The sequence below is a fragment of the Flavobacterium sp. genome, assembly GCF_028712645.1.
Classification (GTDB): Bacteria; Bacteroidota; Bacteroidia; order Flavobacteriales; family Flavobacteriaceae; genus Flavobacterium.
Genome location: NZ_JAQTPQ010000093.1, coordinates 1 through 12,492, shown reverse-complemented (window position 1 = coordinate 12,492; position 12,492 = coordinate 1). Strand labels below are relative to the sequence as shown.

The following is a 12,492-nucleotide window of genomic DNA, read 5'->3' as shown; positions in this document are numbered from 1 at the left end:
AAGTATTCAAAACATCGGCAAGCAAAAAATTATCTATTTCAAAGTAATTAGCTACTTCTTTCAGCAAATCGATGTCGTTTAAACCGTGAATATTCAGCCAATTTATCTTTTGTGTATTGACATTTTTTTCTAAATCTGAAGCATTAAAATTTTCATATTCAGACAAATCTGAATCATCATAAACAAACAATTGCATTTCAGAATCTGTCTTTTTATGAATCCCAGTATATTCAAGATTATTAACTTGAAGCTTTCTGCCGTTCTTATATTTTATCTTTCTCATTCGAATTTTTCGATGGTGTAAAATTATGGAAATCTATCATAAAGAATAGTGACATTTATCATTTGTTAACAATATAATCAAAAAAAATGTCCGGTTTTTTGGGTAAACTGGACATTTTTCTAAAATTTAGTATCATAAACATCAATGACTTTATTTTTCAAGCAAAAACAATAACGGAATATCTAATCTTTTTCTCCAAGAAACTTCTGAATGTTCCGCCCCTTCAAACTTTCTGGTTTCCCAATTTTTTCCCAGAATATATCCTTTCAATTTCATCACCTCATCCATTTGTTTTTGATAAGGATTGTACCAAGAATCTAAGGTTTCAGTGCCATAATCAAAATAAATTCTATTATTTTTGGATTTAGGCAAACTAGATTTCAAGTAGTCAATAATCAAGGATGGAATTTCAGGATTGTTCTGTTTTAAACTTACCGGAAAATGGGTCGAAAGACAAGCAACACTTCCAAAAACTTCTGGATATTGGGCTTTTGCATAAATGGTAATCAATCCGCCCATACTCGATCCCATCATAAATGTATTTTTTTTATCAATCAAAGTTCTAAAATTGGCATCTACAAAAGGTTTTAATTCTTCGACTATAAATTTTAAGTATTCGTCTGCCAAAGGGCCTCCATTAAATTCTTCATCAAGACTTTCTCTCAACTTTTTATCTCCCTCTTTTAAATTTTCAAAAGGCTTATTGGGCTGATATTCCCTAAACCGTTTGGAAGTATTCCAAATTCCAACAACAATAGCTTCTCGTATTTTGCCTTCTTTAATCAGTTTTGTCATCATCTCATCCACTTCCCATTCTTCACCAGAAAATCCGCGTCCACGTTCAAAAAGCACTTGACCATCGTGCATATACAAGACTGGATATTTCTTGTTTGGAGTAGTTTCATAACTTGGTGGAAGCCAGATTTCAACGTTTCTTGAATCAACAAACTTAGATTTGAAATCGGGATATTTCCTAAGATTTTCAGGTTGAGCATTAACCATCAATGCAGAAAATAAACATATTGCTATTATAATTTTTTTCATTTTGAATCTTCTTAATTTTTTTTGATCCCTTTATAACATCAAAGTTTCCAGTAGGTAAATCATTTTTGAAGTAATATTACGAAAAACTTTTAAAATGAAATTATATGGAATAAAAAAACCGTCCCAGTTTTTAATACTTGGAACGGTTTTATATAAAATTGTAAAGACGCACAGCAGTGCGTCTCTACAGCAATTATTTTACTTCTTCGAATTCAACGTCTTCAACATTGTCTCCTTGAGCTTGCTCAGCTTGTGGTTCAGCACCACCTTGAGCTTGTTCTCCTTGAGCATACATTGCTTCAGTTGCTTTTTTCCAAGCTGCGTTGATGTTATCCAAAGCTGTTTGAATAGCTGGAATGTCTTGAGATTGGTGTGCCATTCTCAATTCAGTCAAGGCATATTCTACGGCAACTTTGTTTTCGTCAGTTAATTTATCGCCCAATTCTTTCAATTGAGACTCAGTTTGGAAGATCATTCCGTCAGCTTCGTTCAATTTTTCGGCTCTTTCTCTTGCAGCTTTGTCAGCATCCGCGTTAGCTTCAGCATCTTTTTTCATTCTTTCGATTTCATCCGCAGTCAATCCAGAAGAAGCTTCGATACGAATATCGTGAGATTTTCCAGTTCCTTTGTCAGTTGCAGATACTTTGATGATACCATTTGCATCAATATCAAAAGTTACTTCAATTTGAGGAACACCTCTTGGTGCTGGTGGAATACCATCTAAGTGGAAACGACCAATTGTTTTATTATCAGCAGCCATTGCTCTAGCTCCTTGCAATACGTGGATTTCAACAGTTGGTTGAGAATCTGCAGCAGTAGAGAATACTTGCGATTTTTTAGTTGGGATAGTAGTGTTAGACTCAATCAATGTAGTCATAACTCCACCCATAGTTTCGATACCTAAAGAAAGAGGTGTTACGTCAAGTAACAATACATCTTTTACATCTCCAGAAAGAACTCCACCTTGAATAGCTGCTCCAATCGCAACAACCTCATCAGGATTTACTCCTTTAGACGCTTTTTTACCAAAGAATTTTTCTACTTCGTCAGCGATTCTTGGCATACGAGTAGAACCTCCTACAAGAATAACTTCGTCAATATCAGAAACAGATAAACCTGCATCTTTCAACGCTTTAGCAACTGGTGCCATAGAACGTTTTACTAATGCGTCAGTTAATTGTTCAAATTTAGCTCTAGTTAATTTTTTTACTAAGTGTTTTGGTCCTGAAGCTGTAGCAGTTACATAAGGTAAGTTGATTTCAGTTTCAGCAGAAGAAGACAATTCAATTTTAGCTTTCTCAGCAGCTTCTTTTAAACGTTGCAATGACATTGGGTCAAGACGCAAGTCAATACCTTCTTCAGCTAAAAATTCGTTAGCCAACCAGTCAATAATTTCGTGGTCAAAATCATCACCACCAAGGTGGGTATCACCATTTGTAGATAATACTTCGAAAACTCCGTCTCCTAATTCAAGGACAGAAATATCAAATGTACCTCCACCCAAATCGTAAACAGCAATTTTTTGATCAGTTCCTTTTTTATCTAAACCATAAGCCAAAGCAGCAGCAGTAGGCTCGTTGATAATACGCATTACTTTAAGACCTGCAATTTCACCAGCTTCTTTAGTAGCTTGACGTTGTGCATCATTAAAGTAAGCAGGAACAGTAATAACTGCTTCAGTTACTGTTTGACCTAAATAGTCTTCAGCAGTTTTTTTCATTTTTTGAAGTGTCATAGCTGACAATTCTTGCGCAGAATACAAACGACCATCAATATCTACACGTGGTGTATTGTTGTCGCCTTTTACTACTTTGTAAGAAACCCTTTTTGCTTCAGCTGAAACTTCAGAAAAAGAATGACCCATAAAACGTTTGATAGAAGCAATAGTCTTAGTTGGATTAGTTACTGCTTGTCTCTTAGCAGGATCCCCTACTTTAATTTCTCCACCTTCTACAAAAGCGATGATAGATGGCGTTGTTCTTTTTCCCTCTGCGTTAGGAATAACAACTGCTTCATTACCTTCCATTACAGAAACACAAGAGTTTGTCGTACCTAAATCAATTCCGATTATTTTACCCATTTTTATTTATATTTAATTTTTATTGAATACTTTTTTTAACATCTCGAGTTGCAATAGTCAATCTTTGTGCCAAGACAAAATAATCCCGGCAATTGTCAGTTTATGTTAAAATTGGCGGGGAATAGTATGACAAGATGACATTTTAATTTGTCATTGCGAGGAGGAACGACGTGGCAAACTAGGAGCTATTTCCAGCTGTACACTTATCTCTTGTGGCTCCCGATAGCTATCGGGACGCCACAAGAGGATGCCGTTTCCATCTGGGCTAGGGCATTCTGAATATTAAAAACATTATTTCATTTAGAAACCTTCTGTGTTTAAATGATACAATTTGTAAGAAAAAATGAATATATTTGAAGAATAATAAAACGAAACAAACCTTCGCCAATCTATACGAATAAGGGTGCATATACGAAAGTTTGTTTCGCTTATGAACGAGTTGTGTGCAAGAATCAAAAACTAAATCTTAAAAAACCAAAAAATGAAGTTTATTCGAAACTTTTTAGATGATAGAGCAAACGTAATTGAATTATTTTTAGTTGCAATTTTAATTTCATTTGGAATCAATTTATTGACTTCTGCTCTATTTAACATTCTTCATTTCCCTAATAAGGATTGTATTCTTTTATTTGTAGGCATCTTGTCATTATTATTATCTTCATTATACTTTATTCTAAAAATTTCTAGAAAAACAAAAATTAGGAAGGAGTTCAAAGGCTTTATAATTTTTGAAGAAGCTACTGGAATGCCTATAGAATGCGACGGATATGACTATTCTGAGGAATTGAATCAAAATTTTACTTCTGCATTTACAGAAAATAAAGCATTGTTACATATTTGGGAAAATGATTCTAGAAAAGACCGAAATTCTCTTATAATTGAAGCAACTGAATATTATTTAATTGATGAATTATCTACTCATCTTACAGACTATTTCAATATCCACGGTCTCGACAAAAAACAATTAAAAGAGTTCTCTAGAAAAGATATTCCAGATATACTTCTTTCAAATAGATTTTTAGAAATGTTCTCAAAACCTATGGATCAAAGAGCATCATTTATTTCGCATAAAAAAGATAAATCACCTGGCAAAGTAGTATTAAGCTATGGTGAAAGTGGAGAACTTTTTAAATACTTCGATTTTATTTTACCAAGAAAGAGTAAACTTTCCAAACTTGACAATGGAATCCTAATTGACACTAAAAGATTTAAAATAAGTATTGGAGTAGAATATGAAGGATTTGGCAGTGTCTTACCTCGTGGGTTTGAAAGACTCTATTTAGGTTATAAAAGTTTTCAAGAAACTTCAACTCACCATATATCAATCAAAATTGAAGTTCAATTTAAATTTGCATCAATGTTCTCATCTGGTGGTTGGGATTATTACGAATGGATTGAATTGTTTCTAGAAAAAGTTGAAAAAAACTTTTCCAAAAACTATTACTTTGAAAGTATAAATTGGAAGCAAGTGTACACTCAAATCAAAGCAACATCTAAAAAATAAGTTCCTGCACCGCTACCAAGTGTTCTTTGAAAAACGTGTGATTTTTATAAGAAGTTCCGCTCCGCAAAGTCTCCGACTTTGAGGATGCGTTCTCTGATCTAATAAAGATTCTTATGGCTTCGTATTTAGATAAGTTTGCTTTAAAGTTATCTTTAGAGTTTTATGACCATCCTATCTCAGAAGTTGAAATCGATAATGTAATTAATAATTATGATTTTAATCAAATAAGAAATGAAATAACTTTTGATTTTAAAATACCTAATGATATTGAGGAATTAGAAACAAAAGTTAAAATTAAAAACAAGGGTAAAGTATTCATCATTCACAAAAACGATGCAGACAATTTTCCATCTAATCCGCACGCACATTGGATAGATTCAAATTTAAAAATCGATTTATCAAATGGAAAGTGCTATCATATTAGAAAGCACATTTCGACACTTTCCAAAAAAGAATTTATTGATTTAAGAGCTAAAGCCACTAATTTAGGTGTCGAACTTCCTGAATTAAAATAATTACCCACCGCTCCGCAAAGTCTCCGACTTTGAGGATGCGTTCATCAGTCTGTGACTGACTTAAAATTAAACCCCAAATTAAAGTCGGTTGGAAACCGAAAATCACTACCTCAAAGTCGGAGACTTTGCGGAGCCTTATACTAAATTAACTACCTCAACCAACCATTATAACCCGACATTCTAGATATGTACTAAGTTTCCTCTCGAACGTCCCGACCCCGACGTCCTAGATATATCTAAATTTCCTCTCGAACGTTAGCGCAGTTTTGCAAACTGTGGCCCACAAACGAGAGCAACCGATAAGAATTAAAAAGTTCCACCAGAAATTATGTGGACTTAGATAATGATTTAAAAGTAATTTTATTGAATATGTTTTAGTTGCCAATTGGAATGGGCACAGTTTGCAAAACTGCGCTAACGATTCCCGATTCCCGATGTGTTCCTTAAACTCGAACTAGTTGTACGAAGTTAAAAATAAGTCTTGTTGAGTCTATGGATTTTTTAAAAACCTTAAAAACATACCACGTTATAAAGAAAGTATTATATTTAACAAAAAAAACTTCAAGTTGTTGAACTTAAATAGTATAAAAATGAAAATTATTCGTCTCCTTTCTTTATTAGTTTTGGTTTTAACCATTAGTAGCTTTACAAAAGCTTATTCCGATTTAAATATTCCTTCAAAATCTGCTAAATTTGAGCGCGAATTTTATCAGATCAAAACCTATATTTTAAAAACAGATCAACAAGTTGAAACTACAGATAAATACTTGAAAGAAGCTTATATTCCAGGTTTAAAAAAAATAGGAATTAAGTCAATTGGTGTATTCAAACCCATAAAAGATGAAAATGATTCTATAAAAAAAATTATAGTATTAATTCCTTTTTCGTCAATGGCACAATTTTTAAGTATTGATGAAAAACTGGCTAAGGACAAAACGTATTTAGCTGTAGGTGCTGATTATTTAAATACTTTGTACACCCAACCCACTTTCAATCGTATTGAATCCATTTTATTAAAAGCGTTTTCAGATCATCCAGTTTTAATTCCTTCAAAATTAAACGATCCAAGAGCTAATAGAGTTTATGAGTTAAGAAGTTATGAATCTGCAACTGAAGCTTATTATAGAAACAAAGTTGATATGTTTAATGCCGGAGGCGAAATCAAGCTTTTTAACCGTCTTGAGTGTAATGCTGTATTTTATGGAGAAGTAATTTCAGGTCCAAAAATGCCGAATCTTATGTATATGACAACTTACGACAATCTGGAAAGTCGAGATGCACACTGGAAAGCCTTTTCTGATTCTCCTGAATGGAAGGCATTAATTGCTATGGAAAAATATAAAAATAATATTTCGCATATAGATAAATATTTTTTATATCCAACAGAATACTCTGATTATTAGTGATTATTTATACAATTCAAAAGTAGGCAAAATCAAACGTATTAAAACTTGGACAAGAAAAGTTCTTCCAAAAAATATTTTATAGAATCCCATAAAATAAATTAATACTATAATAAAAAACTTATCTTTGAAAGTAAGTTTTTATTTCAATGAAACGCACCATAAAATATTACCGAATTATTTGGTTTAAACACGATTTACCAGCAGGACTTTATGTTTTTCTGGTATCGTTACCTCTTTGTTTAGGGATTGCTTTGGCTTCTGGTGCTCCACTTTATGCTGGATTATTATCAGGAATTATTGGTGGATTGATGGTTTCACTAATTAGCGGTTCACAACTTGCAGTTTCTGGTCCTGCTGCGGGACTAACAACTATTGTTGCCGCTTCGATTATTTCGCTTGGCGATTATAGAATATTTCTTCTAACAGTAATTGTTGCAGGCTTTTTTCAATTAGTACTTGGATTGTTAAAATTAGGAGCCATAGCAAATTATTTTCCCTCGTCTGTTATTAAAGGAATGCTGGCAGCGATAGGAATAATCCTGATTTCAAAACAAATCCCTTTGGCTTTAGGTTATGACCAACCCGATTTTTGGACAAGTGGTTTTCTAAAACTATTTTCATCAGAAAATTTTCTTGGCAATTTCAATCATTTTAACCATCATATAACTCGTGGAGCAATACTGATTACACTAATTTCGTTGACGATTCTGGTAATTCTCCAACAACCATTTGCCAAAAAATTCAAAGTTGTTCCCGCTCCTTTATTAGTAGTCTTTATTTCGGTAATTGCCAATATTCTTTTTACAAATGCCACATCCGATTTTTCCCTAAAACAAACTCAATTAGTAAGCATATCTTCGAATATTTTTGAAGATATTTCTTTCCCTGACTTGTCAAAACTTTTTTCCACATTCGAAATCTGGAAAGGCGGACTCTTAATAGGAATTCTTGCAACCTTAGAAACTTTACTTTGTATCGAAGCCGTTGATAAGTTAGACAGACGCAACCGAATTACTCCCGTAAATCGGGAATTGATAGCTCAAGGAATTGGAAACATAACTTGTGGGCTTCTTGGTGCGATTCCAATAACCGCAGTTGTTGTAAGGGGTGCAGCAAATGTTGATGCTGGTGCAAGAACTAAACTTTCGGCTTTTACACACGGATTGTTTTTGTTGCTTGCCGTTTTACTCGTTCCCTTTTTACTCAACCAAATTCCTTATGCCTCCCTCGCAGCGATTCTAATTATTACGGGATACAATTTGACAAAACCCAAATTGTATCGCAATATGCTAAGCCTTGGACGCAAACAATATATTCCTTTTTTGATTACGATTGTCGTTATTCTTTTGACTGATTTACTTGTTGGAGTAACTATAGGACTTTTAATTTCTATCTATTATATTGTTTTAAATAACTTCAAGGATGAATTTAAAATTACCAAATCTCAAAAACTTGGAATTGAAACCCAATATATAAAACTCAATAGCAACGTAACTTTTTTAAACAAAGTGAAACTAAAAAAAGTATTGGATGAAGTTCCTGAATACAGCATTCTAACCATCGATGGAAGTGATTGCAACTTTGTGGACTATGATATTTTAGAAATCATAAGCGAATTTCATAGCAAAGCTCACAATAGACATATTGAACTTGATTTAATTAAAATTGAAAAAGTCAATGTAATTGCCGTGCATTAATTTAAAAATAGAATGCCTTTTCTATTTTTATATTTTCAAAAAGCTTCAAAAAAAACCTAAGCAATTGAAACTATTATATGAATTTTGAGGGATTTTATCAAATTCGCAAATTCAAAAGCTAAAAACTTCTTTTTACACATCCATTCTTCTATATTTGTTCTACAAAATCTACTATTATGGAAGAATGCATCTCGGTTTTTGATATGCTGAAAATTGGAATTGGACCTTCGAGTTCACACACTCTTGGCCCTTGGCGAGCAGCCGAACGTTTTCTTGAAGAACTTCGAACTAATAATAAGTTTGAACTTGTAGATTATATTAAAGTTGATTTATACGGTTCACTTTCCTTAACCGGAAAAGGTCACGCCACTGATTTAGCCATAATGTTAGGATTATCAGGACAAGATCCTGAGTATATTCCAGTAGAAAATATTGATAAAATAATAAAAGAAATAAAAGAGAAAAAATATATCCATTTTGGAAATGAAATAATAGTTCCTTTTTTCCCTGAAGAGGATATAATTTTTAATAAAAATTTCCTCCCATTTCACGCTAATGGATTAACATTTACCGCTAGTTTACTTGACACTACGGAATATAATTCGACCTTCTACTCCATCGGTGGAGGATTCGTGGTAAAAGAAGAACGTGACAATGCCAAAAAGAAAATCCAGATAAAATGTGCTTTCCCTTTTCCGATTCAAAACGCAAATGAATTATTAAATTATACCATTCAAAAAAACAAATCTATTTCGGAAATTGTATTTGAAAATGAAAAATCAATGCGTCCCGAAGCTGAAATTCATCACGAATTAATGCGCATTTGGAACACAATGCTCGAATGTATGTATATGGGTTGCCATTCCGAAGGCATTCTTCCTGGTGGTTTAAATGTTCATCGAAGAGCTTTTGATATGCACCAACACCTTATTGGTTTATCTAATTATGATTCACCACAAACTTGGCTCGAACAAATTCGATTAACTGAAGTTAAATTTCGACAAATCCTGAAATGGGTAAGTTGTTTTGCCCTTGCTGTCAATGAAGTAAATGCTGCATTAGGCCGTGTGGTTACTGCTCCAACCAACGGAAGTGCTGGTGTAATTCCTGCAGTTTTAATGTATTATTTAGTTATAGAAAACCATAATGCTGGTGAAAAAGAAATCAAGCAATTCCTAATGGTTGCTAGCGAAATAGGAAGTATTTTCAAAAAAGGCTCTACCATTTCAGCAGCAATGGGTGGTTGTCAGGCAGAAATTGGGGTTTCATCTGCAATGGCCGCCGCCGCATTATGCGAATTAATGGGCGGAACTCCAGCACAAGTTTTAATGGCTGCCGAAATTGCTATGGAACATCATTTGGGATTGACTTGTGATCCCGTAGGCGGATTAGTCCAAATTCCGTGTATCGAAAGAAATACTATGGGAGCAATAAAAGCAATAAATGCTGCCGAATTAGCTTTGGAAACTGACCCAAAAAACGCCAAAGTTCCTTTGGATAAAGTGATTGACACGATGTGGCAAACCGCTAAAGATATGAACAACAAATACAAAGAAACTTCTGAAGGTGGTTTGGCAATAGCCGTAAATATGGCAGATTGTTAAATCCTCATTCTAAATCAAACTTCTAAAATACAAAATTTCAATCAACACTATTTGTTTTTCCACTATTGTTATTTTGTGCTTTATTTTTAGATTGTTTAGTATATTTGGTACCAATAAAAAAATCCATAATTTTTAATAGTTAAGAAATGACAGCATTAAACAATAATAAAAAAAGTATGCCAAATAGTAGCAACGGAGTAATGTTAAATGCTTATCCAGACAGCATTGGAACAAATCTGAATGATATTGTTAGTATGCTGAAAATGGCTCAGTTTAAAAATACATTTTCACTTTTTTATGTTTTGCCAACTTTTTTCAACAGTGACTTGGATAGAGGTTTTTCTATTATAAATTATGACATCAATGAAGAGTTAGTTTCAAAGAAAGATATAGCGACTTTCAATGAATTAAATATTCAATTAAAATTTGACATCGTTTTAAATCACTTATCAGTTGCCTCGCCCCAATTCAAAGATTTAATAAAAAATGGTAACCAATCAAAATTCAAAGATTTTTTTATCGATTGGAATGAATTCTGGCAAGGAAATGGTCAATTAGGAGAAGATGGAATTATTGTACCAAATAAAGAATTCTTAGACAAGCTCTTTATGCGGAAATCGGGTCTTCCTATTTTAAAAATTCTATTTCCTGATGGAACAGAAAAACCATATTGGAATACTTTTTATCAAAAAGTTACCTATCAAAAAATTTCAGTAAACGATTTAAAATTGATAGCAAATTTAAGCCCAGAAAATGCACAATCGATTTGTGAAATAATAAACAAAGCAATTGATGAAAATCAGGAGCTACAAACCATTGATTTTGGAGATTATTCAGAATACAAAGAGGAAGTTCTAAAGATTGTAAATAGCAATCGTAATTATCTTGGGCAAATGGATGTTAACGCAAAATCGCCATTAGTATGGGAATTTTACGAAGAAGTGTTAGCCAAAGTAGCAAGTTATGGTTGTCAAATTTTAAGATTAGATGCCTTTGCTTATTTACATAAAGAGATTGGCGAAACAAACTTTTTTAACAAACCAGGAACTTGGAATTATTTAGAGCGAATAAATCAGATTGCAAAAAATAATAATTTAGTCTTGTTACCTGAAATTCATGCAGAGTTCGGATTGCACCTGCATGATGAAGTGGCTAATGAAGGTTATGCTATTTATGATTTTTTTCTTCCAGGTTTAACTATTCACGCTATCGAAAAAGGGACGAATAAAGCACTAATGACTTGGGCAAAAGAAATTATTGCAAAAGGATTCAAAACTGTAAATATGTTAGGTTGCCACGATGGAATTCCAATTTTGGATTTAAAGGGTAAAGAAGTAAATGGTGTGTACCAAAAAGGGCTTTTGAAAGATGAGGAAATCATAGAAATGATGGATCTTATTATCGAACGTGGTGGACAAGTAAAAAACCTTTATGGAGCTGATGGTAAAAAAATATCATACTATCAAGTCAATGCAACCTATTTTAGTGCCTTAGGAGAAAACGAACAAAAGCTGTTGTTAGCGAGAGCGATTCAAATGTTTATGCCTGGAATTCCTCAAATATGGTATTTAGATATTTTCGCAGGAGCAAATGACCACGATGCTGTTGCTATAGCCGGAAAAGATGGCCACAAAGAAATAAACAGAACCACATTAAGCTTAACAGCTATAGAAGAAGGTCTGAAAAAAGAAGTCGTTACAAAACAATTAGACATCATTCGATTAAGAAATACCTCAAATGCTTTTCTTGGAACTGTCACTTTTGACGAAACTATCGAAGAGGAAATTAACATACTTTGGACAAATGAAGGCGAATTTGCACACCTAATAGCCAATCTTAGAACACTCCATTTTTCAATCCAATATTCAGAGTTAGGGGAAGAAAAAAGATTATTGTATTAAATAAGTAATAGCTAAAATTTAATGTCGTATTTTAATGAATTCCTTTGCCACAGATTTGCTTCGCCTGTTCATTATCACTCGGGTCACAGATTAGCACAGATTAATTTGTTAATTAGCTTAAAAATCTTTTTAATCCTTCTAATCTGTGGCAAAAACTCTTTTTAATAATTGCGACATTATATCTTTCTCGCTACTTATTATTAAAATAGTGATATAATCGATCAGTTTACAAACAATAATCTCAAAAGCTTTTCAGGATGGCTTGATAAAAGTCATTACTATGAAGGATTGTAAAATAAATTTTTTATTTTAAGTTAACATTTTTAATAAAAAAATCTACTTCCTCTCCAATTCTAATTTCACTATAGGTTGATATATAAAAGGAATCTCTTCAATTTCGACATCACTTTTATCTAATCCAAATGCTCTTGTGTCAGAAAGAGACCAATTTTTAAGCA

General features: G+C 32.9%; 8 protein-coding genes and 1 pseudogene. 6 read left to right on the top strand and 3 right to left on the bottom strand.

Features of this window, described 5'->3' with window-relative positions:
- The 3 genes and pseudogenes from PHC28_RS08770 to dnaK form a co-directional block, all read right to left on the bottom strand.
- Positions 1–283, bottom strand: a pseudogene (locus tag PHC28_RS08770) (magnesium and cobalt transport protein CorA); the annotation flags it as partial.
- A gap of 150 nt (positions 284–433) precedes the next feature.
- A complete protein-coding gene (locus tag PHC28_RS08765) occupies positions 434–1,327 on the bottom strand; it encodes an alpha/beta hydrolase-fold protein (protein WP_300098850.1) in 894 nt (297 codons plus the stop codon).
- Positions 1,328–1,520: 193 nt separating this feature from the next.
- Positions 1,521–3,407 (bottom strand): molecular chaperone DnaK, encoded by a 1,887-nt coding sequence (gene dnaK / locus PHC28_RS08760; protein WP_300098847.1) that lies wholly within the window; start codon positions 3,405–3,407, stop codon positions 1,521–1,523.
- Positions 3,408–3,888: 481 nt separating this feature from the next.
- Here dnaK and PHC28_RS08755 point away from each other — a divergent pair, with 481 nt between their 5' ends.
- The 6 genes from PHC28_RS08755 (at position 3,889) to PHC28_RS08730 (ending at position 12,034) form a co-directional block, all read left to right on the top strand.
- A complete protein-coding gene (locus PHC28_RS08755; RefSeq protein WP_300098844.1) occupies positions 3,889–4,911 on the top strand; it encodes a hypothetical protein in 1,023 nt (340 codons plus the stop codon).
- A 113-nt stretch (positions 4,912–5,024) separates the two neighbouring features.
- Positions 5,025–5,426 (top strand): hypothetical protein, encoded by a 402-nt coding sequence (locus PHC28_RS08750; RefSeq protein WP_300098841.1) that lies wholly within the window; start codon positions 5,025–5,027, stop codon positions 5,424–5,426.
- Positions 5,427–6,016: 590 nt separating this feature from the next.
- Positions 6,017–6,829 carry an NIPSNAP family protein gene (locus PHC28_RS08745; RefSeq protein WP_300098838.1) on the top strand — a complete coding sequence of 271 codons (813 nt, stop codon included), beginning with the start codon at positions 6,017–6,019 and terminating at the stop codon, positions 6,827–6,829.
- Between the two features lie 149 nt (positions 6,830–6,978).
- Positions 6,979–8,529, top strand: coding sequence for a SulP family inorganic anion transporter (locus PHC28_RS08740; protein ID WP_300098835.1), 1,551 nt, complete (start codon positions 6,979–6,981; stop codon positions 8,527–8,529).
- 176 nt (positions 8,530–8,705) lie between these two features.
- A complete protein-coding gene (locus tag PHC28_RS08735; RefSeq protein WP_300098832.1) occupies positions 8,706–10,133 on the top strand; it encodes an L-serine ammonia-lyase in 1,428 nt (475 codons plus the stop codon).
- Positions 10,134–10,279: 146 nt separating this feature from the next.
- Complete coding sequence (locus tag PHC28_RS08730; RefSeq protein ID WP_300098830.1) at positions 10,280–12,034, top strand: glycosidase; 1,755 nt, start codon at positions 10,280–10,282, stop codon at positions 12,032–12,034.
- Positions 12,035–12,492: the final 458 nt, after the last annotated feature.